We start from the raw sequence: 19097 nt of genomic DNA, 5'->3' as shown, positions 1-19097 counted from the left end.
ACCGCAGCGCGCCATCGCGCGCCGTCCCGACACCCCTCCTCCCGCATCGCTTGCCGCGCGCGGCGATCGCGCCCCGCTTCTCTCCGCGGCTCGTCAAAGCACAGAAAATCCTTTATGCTGCTTTGAGTTATCCACACCCGACGGCGGCGCCGTCCGGCCTTGCTGCCGGGTGCAACCCGCCGTATTTCGCTTCATGACCACCAAAACCATTCGTCACTACCTGCAGTTCAAGGATTTCTCGCTGGAAGACTACGAGTACGTGCTCGAACGCACGGGTATCCTGAAGCGCAAGTTCAAGAACTACGAGACCTACCACCCGCTGCACGACCGCACGCTCGCGATGATCTTCGAGAAGAGCTCGACGCGCACGCGCCTGTCGTTCGAGGCCGGGATCTTCCAGCTCGGCGGCCACGCCGTCTTCATGAGCACGCGCGACACGCAGCTCGGCCGCGGCGAACCCGTCGAGGATTCCGCGCAGGTCATCTCGCGCATGGTCGACATCATCATGATCCGTACGTTCGAGCAGGAGGTCATCAAGCGCTTCGCGGACAATTCCCGCGTGCCGGTGATCAACGGCCTGACGAACGAGTACCACCCGTGCCAGGTGCTCGCCGACATCTTCACGTACTACGAGCACCGCGGCCCGATCGCCGGCAAGACCGTTGCCTGGGTCGGCGATGCGAACAACATGCTCTACACGTGGATCGAAGCCGCGCAGATCCTCGGCTTCAAGCTGCGCCTGTCCACGCCGCCCGGCTACGCGCTCGACATGAAGCTCGTGTCGCCCGACAGCGCGCCGTTCTACGAAGTGTTCGACGATCCGAACGAAGCCTGCAAGGGCGCCGACCTCGTCACCACCGACGTGTGGACGAGCATGGGCTTCGAGGCCGAGAACGAGGCCCGCATGCAGGCATTCGCCGACTGGTGCGTCGACGAGGAAATGATGGGCCATGCGAACCCGGACGCCCTCTTCATGCACTGCCTGCCCGCGCATCGCGGCGAGGAAGTGACGGCCGGCGTGATCGACGGCCCGCAGAGCGTCGTGTGGGATGAAGCGGAAAACCGCCTGCACGTGCAGAAGGCGCTGATGGAGTTCCTGCTGCTCGGCCGCCTCAAGCACTGAACCGCCGGAACGCACACGCGTAAAAAAAAGCGCCGATCAACGATCGGCGCTTTTTTGTTTGGGCATGCAGAAAGCGGCGCCAAACCCGCGTTACAGGCAGACCGGCTCCGCCTCCAGCTCGACGCCGAATTGCGCGCGCACGTCGGCCTGGATCGCCCGTGCCAGCGCGAGCACGTCGGCGCCCGTCGCGCCGCCGCGATTGACGAGTACGAGTGCCTGGCGGTCGTGCACGGCCGCCGCGCCCAGCGCGCGCCCCTTCCAGCCGCAGCGGTCGATCAGCCAGCCGGCCGCAAGTTTGACCTGCCCGTCCGGCTGCGGATACGACACGACTTCCGGCGCGCGCTCGCGCAGCGCGTCGAACTGCGCGGCGTCGATCACCGGATTCTTGAAGAAACTGCCCGCGTTGCCGAGGACGAGCGGATCGGGCAGCTTCGCGCGGCGGATCGCGACGACCGCGTCGAACACGTCGCGCGCCGCGGCCGCATCGGGTGCAATGCCGCGGGCGTCGAGTTCGCGCGTGACGTCCGCGTAGCCGAGCCGCGGTGCCCATTGCTTCGGCAACCGGAACGTCACCGACACGATCGCGAACCGGCCGCGCCCTTCCCGCTTGAAGAAGCTGTCGCGATAGCCGAACGCGCAGCGCGCGGCGTCGAAGCGCTCGCTGCGCCCCGTCGCCAGCTCGACCGCGACCAGCGAGTCGAAATACGCCTTCATCTCGAGGCCGTATGCGCCGATGTTCTGGATCGGCGCGGCGCCGACCGTGCCGGGTATCAGCGCGAGGTTCTCGAGGCCCGCCATCCCGTGCTCGAGCGTCCAGGCGACGAATGCGTGCCAGTTCTCGCCGCCGCCGGCCTCGACGTACCACGCGTCGTCGTCCTCGCGCACGACGCGGCGGCCGGCGATCTCGTCGAGCAGCACGACGCCGTCGAAATCGCGGGTGAACACGACGTTGCTGCCGCCGCCGAGCACGAGCTGCGGCAGGTGCGCGACACGCGGGTCGCGATGGAGCGCCTCGAACTGCGACGCATGCGTGATGCGCGCGGCAAAGCGCGCGGTCGCGGCGATGCCGAACGTGTTGTGCGCGGCGAGCGGGTGGTCGGGAAGCAGCGACAGGGCGGAATCGTCAGGAGGCATCGGCATTCGCGGCCACGTCCGCCCGGGCGGCGCATGGCCGGCCTTGGGCAAACGGAGGGGCATCGGTAAAATGGCAAACAGTCCGCAATTATAGCGAGTGCCCGCGCGCGAGCCGGGTGCCCGCATCTCAAGGGAGGAATGCCATGCCATCGTTCGACGTCGTTTCCGAAGCGAACATGATCGAAGTGAAGAACGCCATCGAGCAGTCGAACAAGGAAATTTCGACGCGCTTCGACTTCAAGGGCTCCGACGCGCGCGTCGAGCAGAAGGAACGCGAGCTGACGCTGTTCGCCGATGACGATTTCAAGCTCGGCCAGGTCAAGGACGTGCTGATCGGCAAGCTGGCCAAGCGCAACGTCGACGTGCGCTTCCTCGACTACGGCAAGGTCGAGAAGATCGGCGGCGACAAGGTCAAGCAGATCGTCACCGTGAAGAAAGGCGTGACCGGGGATCTCGCAAAGAAGATCGTGCGCCTCGTGAAGGACAGCAAGATCAAGGTGCAGGCGAGCATCCAGGGCGACGCGGTGCGCGTCAACGGCACGAAGCGCGACGACCTGCAGAGCGTGATCGCGATGCTGCGCAAGGACGTGACCGACACGCCGCTCGACTTCAACAACTTCCGCGACTGATCGCCGGGCGATCCGTCCCGTGATCCCGCCGGGCCCCGCATACGCGGTGCGCCCGGCATGCGGCAAGCGCCGCGCTTCCTCAGGCTTTCCCGCCGTCCTGCGTGCCGCCATCCGCGGCCGCTTTCTTCTTGTCGCCGATCCGGCTTTCCTGCCCCGCCAGCAGCTTCGCAATGTTGCCGCGGTGACGCCACACGAGCAGCACGCTCATCGCAAGCACGGCCCATGCGACCGGGTTGTGGCCCGTGCCGAACAGGAACACGTCGAACACCGGTGCGAACACGGCCGCCACCAGCGCCGCGAGCGACGAATAGCGGAAGAAGAACGCGACGATCAGCCAGGTCAGCGCGGTCGCGAGCCCGAGCACCGGGTGCACCGCGAGCAGCACACCGGCCGCGGTCGCGACGCCCTTGCCGCCCTGGAAGCGGAAGAACACCGGATACAGGTGGCCGAGGAACACGGCGATCGCGACCCATGCGACCGCGACGTCGGGCAGGCCGAAGCGCCGGGCGAGCCAGACGGCAATCCAGCCCTTGAATGCATCGCCGACGAGCGTCAGGATCGCGGCCTTCTTGTTGCCGCTGCGCAGCACGTTGGTCGCGCCGGGATTCTTCGACCCGTACGAACGCGGGTCGGCCAGGCCCATCGCGCCGCTGACGACGACGGCGAACGACACCGAACCGATCAGGTAGGCAACGAGGGCGGCGAGCAGGATCTGCATGCGGAGGACTCTTCTTTCAACGTATCGGTAAAGGGACGGCTGCGCGCGGCACGCCGAAACGGCGCCCATTCTACCGAACGCGCGCGGCCTGCCACGAAGGTGAAACCCTCAGTCGACACTGGCGCACTGCACCGGCTGCGCGCCGAGCAGCGACGTGAGCACGGCCGGCGCGAGGCTGACGAGGTAGCCGCGACGCCCGCCGTTCAGGTAGATCGTCGGCAGCTCGAGGATCGTCGCCTCGACGTAGACGGGCATCGTCTTGCGCGTGCCGAACGGCGACGTGCCGCCGACGAGATAGCCCGAATGGCGGTTCGCGACCTCGGGCTTGCACGGCTCGATGCGCTTCGCGCCGATCTGCCGCGCGAGGTTCTTCGTCGACACGGTGCGGTCGCCGTGCATCAACACGATCAGCGGCTTCGCGTGTTCATCTTCCATCACGAGCGTCTTCACGACGCTGTGCTCGTCGACGCCGAGCTGGCGCGCCGATTCGCCGGTGCCGCCGTGCTCGACGTAGTCGTACGGATGCTCGCCGAACGCAACACCGTGGCGGCGCAGCAACTGGGTGGCCGGGGTTTCGGACACATGCCTGGATTTGCTCATGGCGGCATTTTAATGGTGAACGACCGGCGAGCGCGCAATCGTGCGCTCGCGCCGGCGGTATACTCGCGGCCCGTTTTCCGCCGGGCGGCCTGCTGCTGCGCCGCAACGATTCCGCCCATCATCATTGCGGGCATCGCGAAGCGCTATTGCCCGAATGGCCGATTGTGGCGCGCCCGCCGTCATGGCACGATCGTTCGCCAACCTCGTCAGCCGCCGCCCGCCCCTTTTCTGGAGACGCCATGCCCTCGCCCCTCCGTTCTTCCGAGCCGCTCGACGTCGACGCATTGCTCGCCGCGCTGCCTCACCGCATCGCCGACGTGCCCGCACGCCGGGCCGCGCACGCGCCCGCGCATCCGGCGCTGATCGAGGACGCGCGCCGCCTGTCGTACGGCGACCTGTCGCGGGCCGTCGATGCCGCCGCCGCGCTGCTCGCCAACCTCGGCGTGAAAGGCGGCGACCGCGTGATGATCGTTGCCGAAAACTGCGTCGCGCAGATCGTGCTGCTGTTCGCGGCAGCCCGCCTCGACGCGTGGGCGCTTGTGTCGAACGCGCGGCTGTCCGCCAGCGAGCTCGACGTGATCGCCGCGCACGCACGGCCGAAGCTGATCGCGTTCACCACCGACGCATCGTCCGACGCGTGCACGCATGCCGAACGGCTCGGCGCGACACCTGCCGGCACGCTGCCGGTCGACATCGGCGCATGGTCGTACCGCGTCGACCCGAGCGCGCCGGGCGAACCGGTCGCCGCCGACGGCGCCGCGCAATGCGCGGCGCTGATCTACACGACCGGCACGACCGGCACGCCGAAAGGCGTGATGCTGTCGCATCGCAACCTGCTGTTCATCGCGGCGGCGTCGAGCATGCTGCGCCGCGTGTCGCCCGACGACGTCGTCTACACGGTGCTGCCCGTGTCGCACGTATACGGGCTCGCGTCGGTCTGCCTCGGAAGCCTGTATGCGGGCGCGACGCTGCGGCTCGCGCCGCGCTTCTCGCCGGAAGCCGTGCGCGTCGCGCTCGCCGACGAAGGCGTCACGATCTTCCAGGGCGTGCCCGCGATGCACGCGAAGCTGCTCGAACACCTGCACACGCACGGCCACGCGTGGCGCGCACCGCGCCTGCGCTTCGCGTATTCGGGCGGCTCGCCGCTCGACGCGAACCTGAAGGCGCGCGTCGAGCGCCTGTACGGCGTGCCGCTGCACAATGGCTACGGGATGACCGAAAGCAGCCCGACGATCACGCAGACGCCGCTCGACGCGCCGCGCACCGACAGCTCGGTCGGCGTGCCGATTCCCGGCGTGGAGATGCGGATCGTCGCGCCGGACGGCACCGACGTGCCGCCGGGCGAAGTCGGCGAGATCCGCGTGCGCGGTCCGAACGTGATGCTCGGCTACTACCGCAACGCGGACGCCACGCACGCGGCCGTGTCGCCGGACGGCTGGCTGAGCACCGGCGATCTCGCGCGGCAGGAGGCGGACGGTGCGGTAACGATCGCGGGCCGCAGCAAGGAACTGATCATCCGGTCGGGCTTCAACGTCTATCCGGTCGAAGTCGAGCAGGTGCTGAACGCGCATCCGGATGTCGTGCAGGCCGCCGTCATCGGCCGCGCAGTTGAAGGCAACGAGGAAGTGCTCGCGTTCGTCGAGCGGGTGCCCGGCGCAACGGCGGACGAAGCGACGTTGCACGCCTGGTGCGCGGAGCGGCTCGCGCCTTACAAACGCCCCGCCCACATCCGCGTACTCGACGCGCTGCCGGCCGCGTCGACGGGCAAGGTGCTGAAGCACAAGCTGCGCGAACTGGTCTGACTTGGGCAGGCCGTCGCACGTGGCGCGGGCGGCGCCGCGCCGGATGCGCTAACCGCGCGGATGGTGTTGCGCATGCAGCGTCTTCAGGCGCTCGCGTGCAACGTGCGTATAGATCTGCGTGGTCGAGATATCGCTGTGGCCGAGCAGCAGTTGCACGACGCGCAGGTCGGCACCATGGTTCAGCAGGTGCGTCGCGAACGCATGCCGCAGCGTATGCGGCGACAGATGTGCGCGCACGTCCGCGTGCTGCGCATGGCGCTTGATGATGTTCCAGAACTGCTGGCGCGTCATCCCGTCGCCGCGCGCGGTCACGAACAGCGCGTCGGCCGCGCGCGCACCGAGCAGCGCCGGCCGCGCCTCGCGCAGGTAGCGCTCGATCCACCCTTGCGCGACTTCACCGAACGGCACGAGCCGCTCTTTCGAGCCCTTGCCCATCACGCGCACCACGCCCTCGTTGAGCCCGACCTCGACGGTCTTCAGCATCACGAGTTCGCTCACGCGCAACCCGCTCGCATACATCAGCTCGAGCATCGTGCGATCGCGCAGGCCGAGCGGCGTGCCGATGTCGGGCGCGCCGAGCAGCGCCTCGACCTGCGCCTCCGACAGCGTCGACGGAAACCGGGCCGCCTGTTTCGCGGACGTGATCCGCAATGTCGGATCGGCGCTCGCGCGATGCTCGCGCACGGCCCAGCCGTAATAGCGCCGGAACACGGACAGCCGCCGGTTCGACGATGTGGCCTTGCCGTCGCTGCGCGCGGCGATGTAGCCCGTCACCATCGCTTCGTCGACCGAATCGAGCGACGCGTCGTGCGTGTCCGCCAGCCATTGTGAAAACAGCACCAGGTCGCGCCGATACGCGTCCAGCGTGTTACGCGCAAGCCCGTGCTCGAGCCACAGTGCATCGCAAAACACGTCGATCGACGCGCGGCTCGCGAGCAGCGCGGGTGACGCCGCGGCGGCATCGCCGTCGGCTTCGGGGGAAATCAGCGATTCACTCATCAGTACGGTACGCCTTCATGCGCCAGCAGCCAGCGCTTCACTTTCTGGTAATAACCGTTGTCGTCGTGGTTCGCGAAGCCGCCGAGTCCGCCCGCCGCGACGACGCGATGGCACGGAATCACGAGCGGAAAGTAATTCGCGCCACAGGCCTGGCCCACCGCGCGCGGCGCGCTGCCGATCCGCTTCGCGACCTGCCCGTAGGTCAGCACCGTGCCGGGCGGAATATCGCTGATCACATCCCACACGCGGTGCTGGAACGCGCTGCCGACTTCGGCGAGCGGCAGGTCGAAGCGCGCCGACGCACGCTCGAAATAACGTTCGATCTGCTTGACCGCACGCTTCGCGAGCGGCGAATCCGGATCGACCGACTTCACCGATTCGGGCAGATAGACGATCTCGCGCACCACCGCGGCGTCCGTGCGGATGCCGACCTTGCCGAACGGGGCGTCGACGACTGCATTGAACATGGCCCTCTCCTGACCGATGGATGCGCGCGGCACTACCGCGCGCCGACGACACTTTACGCCGCCTTCACGCGGCACGCAGCGCCCATTCGACATGCTCGCGCACGATCGGCGACGGATCGTCGGCCCGCGCGCGCAGCGCGGCGACGATCGCGTCGCGCGCCTGCGGCGTGAGCCGGCCCGCGTCCGCGCGCAGCGCGTTGCCGAGCCCGACCGCGAGATTGCGCAACCAGCTTTCGTAGCCGATACGCCGGATCGCACTGCCCTGCATCCGCGTATCGAACGCGTCCGCATCCCACGCAAACAGCTCGACGAGCGTCGCGCGATCGAGGCCGTGACGCACGTCGAAATCGGCGACGGGCGCGGCCTGCGCGAACTTGTTCCATGGGCACACGAGCTGGCAATCGTCGCAGCCGTACACGCGATTGCCGATCATCGGCCGCAGCGGCTCGGGGATGCTGCCTTTCAGTTCGATCGTCAGGTACGAGATGCAGCGGCGCGCATCGACGCGGTACGGCTCGACGATCGCACCGGTCGGGCAGGCGTCGATGCAGCGCGTGCAGCTGCCGCAGTGCGCGCCGGGCGTCTCGGGCGCGGTGCCGGGGGACGTGTGCGCGTCGGTCGGCAGCGGAACGTCGACGTAGATCTCGCCGAGGAAGAACAGCGAGCCCGCATCGCGCTGCAGCAGCAGCGTGTGCTTGCCGCGCCAGCCGACGCCGGCCTTCTGCGCGAGCTCGACCTCGAGCACGGGCGCCGAATCGGTGAACACACGGTAGCCGAACGCGCCGATCTCCTGCTCGATGCGCTCGGCGAGCGTCTGCAGGCGGTTGCGCAGCACCTTGTGATAGTCACGGCCACGTGCGTAGATCGATACGACGGCCGCCTGCGGATCGTCGAGCCGGGCCCGTTCGCGCGCGCGCCAGTCGTGCAGTGCGAGCGCGCCCGGCTCGCTTTCAGCCGCGTCGGGGGCGAGCGTTTCGGCCGGCAGATAGGCGAGCCGCGCGGAGATCACGCGTCGCGTACCGGCCACAAGTTCGGCCGGACGCGCGCGTTTCATCCCATGTTTCGCCATATAATCCATTTCGCCGTGGTATCCGGCTTCCAGCCAGGCGGCGAGGCCAGCTTCGGCATCCGAGAGATCGGCATCGCTGATGCCGATCGCCCCGAAACCCAATTCGCGCCCCCACGCCCTGATGCGCGCGGCGAGCGCAGTCAACGCCGCATCGTCGAGCGCGCACGGTGCCGCGCCTTCGGCACGAGTCGAAGGCCTGTCGGATGCGGCGAGTTCCGGTAATCGGTTCATCGCACTATTTTACGAGAATGCCAGCCACGCCCAGCCATCCGCCTCACGACGCCACGCTGCCCGCCCCGCTCGCGGAGCGTGTGATCGCGCTCGCCGACGAAACGGCGACCGAGGCCTTCGGCACCCGCTTCGCGCACGCGCTCGACGAGGCGCGCACCGAGCTCGCCCGCGCGCATGCGTTCGACGGGCTGCAGATCCAGCTGGTCGGCGATCTCGGCGCGGGCAAGACGTCCCTCGTCCGCGCGATCCTGCGCGGCCTCGGCCACACGGGGCGCGTGCGCAGCCCGACCTATACGCTCGTCGAGCCGTACGCGCTCGAACGCGACGATGGGGAACTCGAGGTCTATCACTTCGATCTGTATCGTTTCAACGATCCGGCCGAATGGTCCGACGCAGGCTTTCGCGAATATTTCAATTCCAGCGCGATCTGCCTCGTCGAATGGCCGCAACAGGCGGGCATGCTGCTCGGCGTACCCGATCTGGTTTTCTCGCTCGACGTGGATGGCGACGGCCGCGCCCTCACCGTCCGGGCGTACAGCGCTTCAGGAAAGGCATGTCTCGAAAGATGTTGATCAAACCGTTCCGCTCGATCGAATCGGCGGCCACCGCGACGCACAACTGGCGGCGCCGCCAGATCCTGTGCGCGGGCGCGTCGACGCTGGTGCTCGGTCTCGTCGCACCGCGGCTCGCGCACGCGTCGTCGGTGCTCGGCGTGCGCGTGTGGCCCGCACGCGATTACACGCGCGTCACGATCGAATCCGACCAGCCGCTGCAGAATAGCCAACAGCTGCTTCAGGGTCCCGACCGTCTCGTGGTCGACCTGACCGGCCTCGACCTCGACCAGGCGCTGCGCGACCTCGTGTCGAAGATCGCGCCGAACGATCCGCAGATCCAGTCGGTGCGCGTCGGCCAGTATCAGCCGCACGTCGTGCGGATGGTGTTCGACCTGAAAGGTTCGGTGAAGCCGCAGGTGTTCACGCTGCCGCCGGTCGGCACCTACAAGTACCGGCTCGTGTTCGACCTGTATCCGGCCGTGGCGCCCGATCCGCTGTCCGACCTGATCGCGCAGACGGAACGCAAGGAACAGGCGCTCAACGACACCGCGCGCGCGCAGCAGATGCAGCCGCCGACCACGCTGGCCGGCCCGGGCACCCCGCCGCCCGCCGCGGGCGACAACAGCGACGCGTTCTTCCAGCGCTTCGCGCAGAACACGCCGGCCACGCCGCACACGTCGCCCGCCACTCCTTCGACACCCACGAAGCCGGCCGTCAAGCCGCCGCCCGTCATCGCGCGCCGCGACGACAGCGACGACGATGGCGACACCTACAAGTTCACCGCGCCGAAATCCGGCAAGGGCAGCACCGTGCGCCTGCTGACGGTGGCGATCGATCCGGGCCACGGCGGCGAGGATCCGGGCGCGATCGGCGGTGGCGGTACGTACGAGAAGCACATCGCGCTCGACATCGCGAAGAAGCTGCGCGCGAAGATCGACGGCGCGCCGAACATGCGCGCGATGATGACGCGCGACGCCGACTTCTTCGTGCCGCTGAACGTGCGCGTGCAGAAGGCGCGCCGCGTCGGCGCCGACCTGTTCGTGTCGATCCATGCCGACGCCTTCACGACGCCGTCCGCGCGCGGCTCGTCGGTGTTCGCGCTGTCCGACCACGGCGCGACGAGCGCCGCGGCGCGCTGGATGGCGAACAAGGAAAATTCGTCCGACCTGATCGGCGGCATCAACATCAAGACGGCGGACGCGGCCGTGAACCGCGCGCTGTTCGACATGTCGACGACCGCGCAGATCCGCGACTCGCTGCGCTACGGCAACTACGTGCTGAAGGAAGTCGGCGGCATCAACAAGCTGCACAAGGGCTCGGTCGAGCAGGCAGGGTTCGCGGTGCTGAAGGCGCCCGACATTCCGTCGATCCTCGTCGAGACGGCCTTCATCAGCAACCCGGAAGAAGAGAGCCGGCTGAACGACGACGGCTATCGCGACCAGATGGCCGACGCGATCTTCCGCGGCATCAAGCGCTATTTCGCCGCGAATCCGCCGCTCGCGAAGAGCCGGATGGCCTGACGGCCGAACCCGGCCACCCCGCCCCGCCGCCGGCACGCAGTGCGTGCCGGCGCGTCACGACGCCGCAAAACGGCGCTCCAGTTTCCCGCCGAACACGTTCACCGCGAGTCCGCCCATCACGAGCGCCGTGCCGATCAGTTGCGCGCGCGTCAGATGCTCGTCGAGCAGCAGCGCCGACGACGCGAGACCGACGATCGGCACCAGCAGCGAGAACTGCGCGACCTGCGCGGCCGGATAGCGCGACAGCAGGCGGCTCCACAGCCCGTAGCCGAGCAGCGTCGCGACGAACGCGAGATAGACGACCGCGAAGATCGACGAGCCGTTCAGCCCGGCCAGCGCGGTCGCGATCCGTTGCGGCCCTTCGAACCACAGCGACAGCAGGAAGAACGGCACGGGCGGCACGAGGCTGGCCCAGACGACGAGCGACACCAGGTTCGCCTTGCCGACCTTCTTCGTGACGATGTTGCCGAACGCCCACATCGCGGCAGAGCAGATCGTCAGCAGGAAGCCCGCGAGCGTCATCGCGCGGCCGCCCTGCGCCGCGATCACGACGAGCCCGCCCGCGGCGATCGCAAGACCGAGCAGGTTCTGCACACGCAGCCGCTCGCCGAGGAACAACATCGCGAACACGAGCGTGAAGAATGCCTGCGACTGCAGCACGAGCGACGCGAGGCCGGCCGGCATGCCGACGTACATGCCGGTGAACAGGAACACGAACTGGCCGAGCTGGATCGTCGCGCCGTACAGCACCAGCAGGCGCCACGGAATCTGCGGCCGGCGCACGAAGAACACCGCGGGCACGGCCGCGAGCGTGAAGCGCAGCGCGCCGAGCAGCATCGGCGGCATGCCGTGCAGGCCGACCTTGATCACGACGAAGTTCACGCCCCACGCCAGGATCACGACCAGCGCAAGCAGCAAGTCCTTCGGGGCCATCATCGGCGTCTCCTCGATTGTCGGATTGTCGTGCAAGGTGCGCTCGGGCCCTGTCGCTTCGCGTCGGGCCCCGAGAGACCTTCTTTCGGGGCGGAAAAACCGGGGCGGCCCGGCGTTTTCCCGAGAAGTCGATCAGTCTACCGGGTTTCAGCCCCCGCCCCGATACCCGCGCGGCGCACATGGAATCGGCGGCGGACGGCCAGTACAATGACCGGCATCCCCCGCCGCCCCACAGGATCCGCCATGACCGCTCCGATCAAAGCCCTGCTGAAGCCGCACGTGCGCGACATCGGCAACCTGCAGGTGCGCCGCACGCTGCCCGCACTCGCCGCACGCCTTGTCGGCCCGTTCATTTTCTTCGATCACATGGGGCCTGCCACGCTGCCGCCCGGCACGGGGCTCGACGTGCGCCCGCATCCGCATATCGGCCTCGCCACCGTCACCTACCTGTTCGACGGCGCGATCCTGCACCGCGACAGTCTCGGCTCGCTGCAGGAGATCGTGCCGGGTGACGTGAACTGGATGACGGCCGGCCGCGGCATCGTCCACTCCGAGCGCACGCCCGACGCGCAGCGCGAAAACGGCCACACCGTGCACGGGATCCAGACCTGGGTCGCGCTGCCGCAGGCGCACGAGACGACCGAGCCGTCGTTCGAGCATCATGCAGCCGACACGCTGCCCAAGCGCGACGAGGACGGCGTAGCGCTGACGGTGATCGCCGGCGATGCGTTCGGGCTGCGCTCGCCGGTCACGACGTTCTCGCGCACGCTGTACGTCGCGGCCGAATTCGCGGCCGGCGGCCGTCTCGCACTCGACGCGTCGCACGAGGAGCGCGCGGTCTACGTGGTCGACGGCGAGTTCGCGATCGACGGCACGCCGGTGCCGGCCGAGCAGATGGCCGTGCTCGCGCCCGGCGCCGCGGTCACGCTGACGAGCGCCGGCGGCGCGCGCGCGATGCTGCTCGGCGGCGACAAGATCGACGGCGAGCGCTTCATCGAATGGAATTTCGTCGCCAGCAGCCGCGAAGCGATCGAGCGCGCGAAAGAAGCCTGGACGCGCCAGGAAATGGGCAAGGTGCCGGGCGAGACCGAGTGGATTCCGCTGCCCGAGTCGAAGCCGCGTTGAAAAAGGGGCGCGTCGCCCCCATCCTGACGACATTCGAACCGAAGAGAACGCCATGGACACCACGCTTGCCACATTCGAGAAAGACGTCATCGAGGCGTCGCTGGACGCACCCGTGCTGGTCGACTTCTGGGCGCCGTGGTGCGGCCCCTGCAAGACGCTCGGCCCGCTGCTGGAAAAGCTCGAAGGCGACTACGAAGGCCGCTGGAAGCTCGTGAAGGTCAACGTCGACGAGAACCAGGAACTCGCCGCGCACTTTCAGACGCGCAGCATCCCGCACGTGATCGCGTTCGCCGACGGGCGCCCCGTCGACCAGTTCGTCGGCGTGCTGCCCGAAGGCCAGCTGCGCGCGTTCCTCGACCGGCTGCTGCCGGCGCCCGAGGAAGCCGAACGGCGTGCCGCGCAGTATGCGATGGACGAGGCGCGCTACGACGACGCACTCACGCACCTCGAGGCGGCGCTCGCGCTGAACCCGGGTTTCGACGACGCACGCCTCGATTTGATCGAACTGCTGCTCGCGAACAACCAGGTCAACGCCGCGCGTGCCGAGGCCGAGCGCCTGTCGCCGCAGACCGTGCAGAACGGCGACCCGCGCTACCAGGCGATCAAGACCCGTTTCGACGCACTCGAAGCCACGGCCGACCTGCCGCCGACCGATGCGCTCGAAGCGCGCATCGCGGCGAACCCGGCCGACCTCGATGCGCGCTTCGACCTCGCGCAGAGCCTGATCGCGCGGCGCGCGTACGAAGGCGCGGTGGAGCAGTTGCTGGAAATCGTCACACGCGACCGCGCATACGGCGACGATCTCGGCCGCCGCACGCTGATCTCGGTGTTCGAGCTGGCCGGCGATCGCCCCGACCTCGTCGCGGGGTGGCGACGCAAACTGAGCATGGCGCTCAACTGAACTGACGTGACACCGGCCGGGCTGCAACGGCCCGGCTGCCGGATCACCACGTTACGCACGGCGCGTGTCACGCGCCGCAGCACTCCTCGACGACTGCGGTGTGCAGCGGCTCAGCCGGCTGCCTGCGCCGCGATCGCGCGCAGCGCATGCGCGGCGGCCGCGAAGCCGAAGCTCGCGGTCACGCACACGCTCGAACCGAACCCTGCGCAGTTGAGCCCCGCGACGTGCGCGGCCGCGGACGGCTCGGCGCCGTCCTCGAGGTCGCAGGCGGCCGCTTCCGGATAGATCAACGGCTCGTCCGAATACACGGCACTGACCTTGAAACGCGCCTTCGGCCCGCGCGGAAACCCGTGCTGCTTGCGCAATTGCGCGCGCACTTTCGACAGCAGCGGATCCTGGATCGTCAGCGCGAGATCGTCGATCCGGATGCGCGTCGGGTCGAGCTGGCCGCCCGCCCCGCCGACCACGACGAGCGGCTGGCGCTTCGCGACGCACCACGCGATCAGCGCAACTTTCGTACGCACGCTGTCGATCGCGTCGATCACGTAGTCGAAGCCGCCGCCGAGCAGCGCGTCGAAGTTGTCGGGCTCGACGAAATCCTCGATCCGGTTCACGCGGCACGCGGGATCGATCAGTGCGATCCGCTCGGCCATCGCGTCGACCTTCGGCTTGCCGTAATTGCCGTCGAGCGCGTGGATCTGCCGGTTCGTATTGCTTTCGGCGACGTTGTCGAGGTCGATCAGCGTCAGCGTGCCCACCGCATTGCGCGCGAGCGCCTCGGCCACCCACGACCCGACGCCGCCGATCCCGATCACCGCGACGTGCGCGCGCTCGAACGCGGCGGCGGCCGGCGCGCCGTACAGGCGCGCCACGCCGCCGAAACGCCGCGCGCGATCCACGTCAAGCTGGATTTCCGGGGTCGGGGTAAGATCAGAGGAACTGGGCGGGGCAGCGTCGGCGACGGACATGGCAGCAAGGAAAACGTAAGTCGTGCAGCCCTCTATTTTGCCTGAACTCCTCGCTCGCAAGCGCCACTGTGCACGCACGTTTCCTGCGCGTTGGCTACAATGGTTCCAGATTGAAGCGTTTGCATAACATGACGACTCTCGCCGATCTCCGCATCAATTACTCACGTGCTTCGCTCGACGAAGCCGACGTCGCCCACGACCCCTTCGCCCAGTTCGACCGCTGGTTCAAGGAGGCGCTCGCCGCCAAGCTGCCCGAGCCGAACACGATGACGCTCGCGACCGTCGGCGACGACGGCCGGCCGTCGGCACGCATCGTGCTCATCAAGGGCGTCGACGAACGCGGGTTCGTCTTCTTTACCAATTACGAAAGCCGCAAGGGGCGCGATCTTGCCGCGCACCCGCAGGCCGCGCTGCTGTTCTACTGGATCGAGCTCGAGCGCCAGGTGCGCATCGAAGGCCGGATCGAGAAAACCAGCGCAGAAGAAAGCGACCGCTATTTCGCGTCGCGCCCGCTCGGCTCGCGCATCGGCGCCTGGGCGTCGGAGCAGAGCGCGGTGATCGACAGCCGCGCGACGCTCGAAGCGCAGGAAAAGGCCGTCAGCGAACGCTACGGCGACAACCCGCCGCGCCCGCCGCACTGGGGCGGCTACCGCCTCGTGCCCGACTCGATCGAGTTCTGGCAGGGCCGCCCGTCGCGGCTGCACGACCGCCTGCTCTACACGCGCGACGCCGGTACGGCGCAAGGCTGGTCGATTTCGCGCCTGTCGCCTTAAGCGCGGCGCCGGCGCGCGCCGGTCGTGTCTCGTGTTGCATTCGGGCGCCCGCCTCGCAAGCGGCGGGCGCCGGTCAAGATACTTGGCTGTATTCGATTCAACGAACAAACGGAGAATCCAAATGTTCTGGGAAAAGAAGCTGGCACAGTGGGCGGACGAAGTACGGGCGAAAGCGAACATACCGGCGCGCCTCGTGCTGTGGAACGGCGATCAACTCGATTTCGGCACCTTCAGCGCGCCGCAGGTCACGCTGAAGGTCAACAGCGCGTCGGCGTTGCCGCTCCTGCTCGAACCGAGCCTCGACAATCTCGGCGAGGCGTACGTGAAGGGCAAGATCGACATCGAGGGCAAGCTGTCGGACATCATCAACATCGGCTACTCGCTCGCGCGCAGCACGGTGACGAGCGCGAGCAAGCTGGCGCGCGTGAAGCGCTACTTCAATCACTCGAAGAGCACCGACAAGAAGGCGATCCAGTATCACTACGACGTCTCGAACGAGTTCTACAAGCTGTGGCTCGACGAGAACATGGTGTACTCGTGCGCGTACTTCGAGAACGGCGACGAGGATCTCGCCACCGCGCAGATCAAGAAGATCGACCACATCCTCACGAAGATCCGGCTTCAGCCCGGCCAGCGCCTGCTCGACATCGGCTGCGGCTGGGGTGCGCTCGTGCTGCGTGCCGCGCAGCAGTTCGGCGCGCAGTGCCTCGGCGTCACGCTGTCGCAGAACCAGTTCGACCTCGCGACCGCGCGCGTGAAGGCCGCCGGGCTGGAAGACAGGATCGAGATCCGGCTGCAGGACTACCGCGAGATCGACGGCCAGTTCGACCGCATCACGAGCGTCGGTATGTTCGAGCACGTCGGGCGCAAGAATCTGCCGCTCTATTTCTCGCGCATCCACGACCTGCTCGCCGACGACGGCATCGCGATGAACCACGGCATCACGTCCACCGACGCGGAAAGCGGCGAGACGGCACTCGGCGGCGGCGAGTTCATCGACCGCTACGTGTTCCCGGACGGCGAGCTGCCGCACATCAGCCTCGCGCTGGAAGCCGCACAGCGCGGCGGGCTCGAGGCGATTGACGTCGAAAGCCTGCGGCGGCACTATGCGCGCACGCTCGATATCTGGACGGAAAACTTCGAGGCGAAGGCCGACGCCGCGCGACAACTCGTCGACGACGAAAAATTCCGTATCTGGCGCGTGTATCTCGCCGGCTGCGCGTATGCGTTCGAGCACGACGACGTGTCGATCTTCCAGATCGTGTGCCGCAAGGCCGGGCAGAGTGCGAAAACGCTGCCGTGGTCGCGGCGCTATATGTACGAACACGCGCTGCCGCGCTAGGCGGCGCTTCACGCTGGGCATGCATGGGTGACGGCAGGACGCGGCGCAAGGCGCCGCCGGAACGACGACAGCACGACGATGCGGACGCGCCGCACGCCGACGGGCAATTCGACCTGTTCGGCGTGCCGGCCGACGCTGCACGCGCGTCGCCCGACAACGATGGCCCGCCTGCCGATTCCGACGGACAGGTGAACCCGGACGCGCCTGACGACGCTCAGCCGGCACCGCGCACCCGCACCCGTTCTTCAGACGAAACACCGCCCGCCGCTTCCGGCCTGCTGTGGGACGAGCCGTCCCCGCCCGCTGAGCCGCCGAAGAAAGGCCGGCGCCGGCGCGGCGTGCTGCCCGCGCCGATCGCGCCGGATGTGGCCGACGCAGCGGCCGGCCTGCCGCCGAACGTCCGGCTCGGCACGTCGTCGTGGACCTTCCCGGGCTGGGACGGCATCGTCTACGACGGCGATTTTGCTCAGACGAAACTCTCGCGCGAAGGGCTCGAAGCGTACGGCGCGCATCCGCTGCTGAAGAGCGTGAGCCTCGACCGGTCGTTCTACGGCCCGCTGTCGGTGGCCGACTACCTGCGCTACGCGCAGCAGGTGCCCGACGATTTCCGCTTCGTCGTGAAGGCGCCGGCCTCCGTGACCGACGCGGTGATCCGGGGCCGGCGCGGCGAACCGTCTGGACCGAACCCGACCTTCCTCGACGCGGATCTCGCCACCCGGGAATTCGTGCAGCCGTGCGTCGAAGGGCTCGGCCGGAAAGCCGGCGTGCTCGTGTTCCAGTTCTCGCCACTGCCCGACGCGTTGCTCGCGCAGCCGGCCGAACTGATCGACCGGCTCACCGCGTTTTTCGCGGCGCTGCCGCCGCTGCCGCCGGAAGCCGACGGCACCCGCTACGCGATCGAGATTCGCGACGCGAGCCTGCTCACGCCGCGCTTCATCCGCGCGCTCGCCGCGCTCGGCGTGCGCTACTGCGTCGGCCTGCACGCGCGGATGCCCGACCCGCTGCGCCAGGCGGCCGCGCTCGCGCTGCTCGACGGCGACGCGCCGGGCCCGCTGATCGTGCGCTGGAGCCTGCACGGCGGCTTCAAATATGAACAGGCGAAAGCGAAGTACGAGCCGTTCGACAAGCTCGTCGACGAGGATCCGGCCACGCGCTCGGCGCTCGCCGAACTGGCCGCGCGCTATGCGCTGGCCGGGCAGCCGGTGATCATCACGATCAACAACAAGGCGGAAGGATCCGCGCCGCTGTCGTGCATCGCGCTTGCGCGCGAAATCGCCGCCGCGTGCGCGCAGTGGCGCAACGAGGCGGCTTGATACCCGCCTGATACCGGCTTGCGCCGGACGTGGTCGCGTTTACGCGCCGCGCAGCGACTTCAGACGGTGCGAGAACTTCTGCCGGAATTTCGCGAGCTTCGGCCCGATCACGACCGAGCAGTAGCCCTGCCCCGGGTTACGCGCATAGTAGTTCTGGTGATAATCCTCGGCCGGCCAGTAGTTGTCGTCGAGCGGCACGACTTGCGTGACGATCGGCTGCCCGAACACCTGCTCGCGCTCCAGTTCGCGGATCACGTCGAGCGCCGTGTCGCGCTGCGCGTCCGAATGGGTGAACACGACCGAACGGTATTGCGTGCCGACGTCGTTGCCCTGCCGGTTCAACTGGGTCGGATCGTGCGTCGCGAAGAAGATCTCGAGGATCTCGCGATAGCCGATGCGTGCCGGATCGAACGTCACGTTGACGACTTCCGCGTGGCCCGTGTCGCCCTCGCAGATATCGCGATAGCCGGGATTGCGCGTATGGCCGCCCGCGTAGCCCGACTGGACGGCCGTCACGCCGTCGACGTCGAGAAACACCGCCTCCGTGCACCAGAAACACCCGCCTCCCAATGTCGCGGTTTCAAGCATCTCGTTCACCATGAAATCAGTCCCTCGTTGATGTCGGCAACCGGCGCGCATCTGCCGGCGCCACCGTTCCGTCTCGCCGCTGCCACCCGCGTGCGGGTCGCAACGGCACTTCGGCAAGTATCTCACTCGCGCGCGAACCTGACAGAGTGCACAGGTGCCGCGCGCGACCGGCCGCCCGTTTTCTCGACTACACTTAGGCACGCGCGAGCGCGGCGGCAAACCCGCTGTCCCGAGCAACGCGCCCGATGCATGCCCGACCCTGATGCAAACATCATCTGCCGGAACATCGCTATGCATGCCTTAACAGA

19 protein-coding genes are annotated in these 19097 nt (G+C 68.1%); 10 read left to right on the top strand and 9 right to left on the bottom strand.

Annotation, left to right across the window (positions count from 1 at the left end; genetic code table 11):
• The first annotated feature begins 193 nt into the window (after positions 1 to 193).
• Complete coding sequence (argF, locus tag C5O79_RS08605; RefSeq protein ID WP_046544566.1) at positions 194 to 1123, top strand: ornithine carbamoyltransferase; 930 nt, start codon at positions 194 to 196, stop codon at positions 1121 to 1123.
• A gap of 90 nt (positions 1124 to 1213) precedes the next feature.
• Here the strand turns inward: argF and murB are convergent, their stop codons facing one another.
• A complete protein-coding gene (gene murB / locus C5O79_RS08600; protein ID WP_046544565.1) occupies positions 1214 to 2263 on the bottom strand; it encodes a UDP-N-acetylmuramate dehydrogenase in 1050 nt (349 codons plus the stop codon).
• A 137-nt stretch (positions 2264 to 2400) separates the two neighbouring features.
• Here murB and C5O79_RS08595 point away from each other — a divergent pair, with 137 nt between their 5' ends.
• Complete coding sequence (locus C5O79_RS08595; protein ID WP_039368282.1) at positions 2401 to 2886, top strand: YajQ family cyclic di-GMP-binding protein; 486 nt, start codon at positions 2401 to 2403, stop codon at positions 2884 to 2886.
• Positions 2887 to 2965: 79 nt separating this feature from the next.
• Here the strand turns inward: C5O79_RS08595 and plsY are convergent, their stop codons facing one another.
• Both plsY and ybaK read right to left on the bottom strand, forming a co-directional pair.
• On the bottom strand, positions 2966 to 3604 hold the full coding sequence (gene plsY, locus C5O79_RS08590) for a glycerol-3-phosphate 1-O-acyltransferase PlsY (protein ID WP_046544564.1): 639 nt from the start codon (positions 3602 to 3604) through the stop codon (positions 2966 to 2968).
• A gap of 108 nt (positions 3605 to 3712) precedes the next feature.
• The gene (ybaK, locus tag C5O79_RS08585) at positions 3713 to 4204 is read right to left on the bottom strand and encodes a Cys-tRNA(Pro) deacylase (protein WP_046544563.1); all 492 of its coding nucleotides are present in this window, start codon (positions 4202 to 4204) and stop codon (positions 3713 to 3715) included.
• Between the two features lie 239 nt (positions 4205 to 4443).
• Here ybaK and C5O79_RS08580 point away from each other — a divergent pair, with 239 nt between their 5' ends.
• Entirely contained in the window at positions 4444 to 6006 is a 1563-nt protein-coding gene (locus tag C5O79_RS08580) for an AMP-binding protein (RefSeq protein ID WP_122474273.1), read from the top strand.
• Between the two features lie 48 nt (positions 6007 to 6054).
• Here the strand turns inward: C5O79_RS08580 and xerD are convergent, their stop codons facing one another.
• The 3 genes from xerD to queG form a co-directional block, all read right to left on the bottom strand.
• A complete protein-coding gene (gene xerD / locus C5O79_RS08575; protein WP_046544561.1) occupies positions 6055 to 7005 on the bottom strand; it encodes a site-specific tyrosine recombinase XerD in 951 nt (316 codons plus the stop codon).
• Positions 7005 to 7472, bottom strand: a complete 468-nt coding sequence (locus C5O79_RS08570) for a methylated-DNA--[protein]-cysteine S-methyltransferase (RefSeq protein ID WP_046544560.1) — start codon at positions 7470 to 7472, stop codon at positions 7005 to 7007. Before C5O79_RS08570 ends, xerD begins: the two co-directional genes overlap by 1 nt.
• 64 nt (positions 7473 to 7536) lie before the next feature.
• Entirely contained in the window at positions 7537 to 8772 is a 1236-nt protein-coding gene (gene queG, locus C5O79_RS08565; protein WP_122474274.1) for a tRNA epoxyqueuosine(34) reductase QueG, read from the bottom strand.
• A 17-nt stretch (positions 8773 to 8789) separates the two neighbouring features.
• On the opposite strand from queG, the gene tsaE reads away from it, so the two are divergent.
• Together tsaE and C5O79_RS08555 are read left to right on the top strand one after the other, a co-directional pair.
• Positions 8790 to 9344, top strand: a complete 555-nt coding sequence (tsaE, locus tag C5O79_RS08560) for a tRNA (adenosine(37)-N6)-threonylcarbamoyltransferase complex ATPase subunit type 1 TsaE (protein WP_122474275.1) — start codon at positions 8790 to 8792, stop codon at positions 9342 to 9344.
• Entirely contained in the window at positions 9326 to 10846 is a 1521-nt protein-coding gene (locus tag C5O79_RS08555; RefSeq protein ID WP_046544557.1) for an N-acetylmuramoyl-L-alanine amidase, read from the top strand. The genes tsaE and C5O79_RS08555 overlap by 19 nt, the downstream gene beginning before the upstream one ends.
• 54 nt (positions 10847 to 10900) lie before the next feature.
• Here the strand turns inward: C5O79_RS08555 and C5O79_RS08550 are convergent, their stop codons facing one another.
• Positions 10901 to 11779 (bottom strand): EamA family transporter, encoded by an 879-nt coding sequence (locus C5O79_RS08550; protein WP_174242120.1) that lies wholly within the window; start codon positions 11777 to 11779, stop codon positions 10901 to 10903.
• Between the two features lie 243 nt (positions 11780 to 12022).
• On the opposite strand from C5O79_RS08550, the gene C5O79_RS08545 reads away from it, so the two are divergent.
• Positions 12023 to 12904, top strand: coding sequence for a pirin family protein (locus tag C5O79_RS08545; protein ID WP_122474277.1), 882 nt, complete (start codon positions 12023 to 12025; stop codon positions 12902 to 12904).
• 52 nt (positions 12905 to 12956) lie between these two features.
• Positions 12957 to 13805 carry a thioredoxin gene (gene trxA, locus C5O79_RS08540; protein ID WP_122474278.1) on the top strand — a complete coding sequence of 283 codons (849 nt, stop codon included), beginning with the start codon at positions 12957 to 12959 and terminating at the stop codon, positions 13803 to 13805.
• A 110-nt stretch (positions 13806 to 13915) separates the two neighbouring features.
• On the opposite strand, the gene C5O79_RS08535 is transcribed toward trxA, so the two are convergent.
• Positions 13916 to 14773: a tRNA threonylcarbamoyladenosine dehydratase gene (locus C5O79_RS08535; protein ID WP_039368313.1), complete on the bottom strand. Its 858-nt coding sequence runs from the start codon at positions 14771 to 14773 to the stop codon at positions 13916 to 13918.
• Between the two features lie 128 nt (positions 14774 to 14901).
• Here C5O79_RS08535 and pdxH point away from each other — a divergent pair, with 128 nt between their 5' ends.
• From pdxH to C5O79_RS08520, 3 genes are all read left to right on the top strand, one after another.
• Positions 14902 to 15546 carry a pyridoxamine 5'-phosphate oxidase gene (gene pdxH, locus C5O79_RS08530; RefSeq protein ID WP_047852142.1) on the top strand — a complete coding sequence of 215 codons (645 nt, stop codon included), beginning with the start codon at positions 14902 to 14904 and terminating at the stop codon, positions 15544 to 15546.
• A 121-nt stretch (positions 15547 to 15667) separates the two neighbouring features.
• Positions 15668 to 16888: a cyclopropane-fatty-acyl-phospholipid synthase family protein gene (locus tag C5O79_RS08525; RefSeq protein WP_122474279.1), complete on the top strand. Its 1221-nt coding sequence runs from the start codon at positions 15668 to 15670 to the stop codon at positions 16886 to 16888.
• 23 nt (positions 16889 to 16911) lie between these two features.
• Positions 16912 to 18201, top strand: a complete 1290-nt coding sequence (locus C5O79_RS08520; protein ID WP_122474280.1) for a DUF72 domain-containing protein — start codon at positions 16912 to 16914, stop codon at positions 18199 to 18201.
• 39 nt (positions 18202 to 18240) lie between these two features.
• Here the strand turns inward: C5O79_RS08520 and msrA are convergent, their stop codons facing one another.
• Positions 18241 to 18801: a peptide-methionine (S)-S-oxide reductase MsrA gene (msrA, locus tag C5O79_RS08515; RefSeq protein WP_046544550.1), complete on the bottom strand. Its 561-nt coding sequence runs from the start codon at positions 18799 to 18801 to the stop codon at positions 18241 to 18243.
• Between the last annotated feature and the right edge of the window lie 296 nt (positions 18802 to 19097).

The organism is Burkholderia sp. SRS-25, assembly GCF_004343765.1.
GTDB classification, from domain to species: Bacteria; Pseudomonadota; Gammaproteobacteria; order Burkholderiales; family Burkholderiaceae; genus Burkholderia; species Burkholderia contaminans.
The sequence above is the reverse complement of the archived record's forward strand: the minus strand, read 5'-3'. Positions and strand labels throughout refer to the sequence as shown.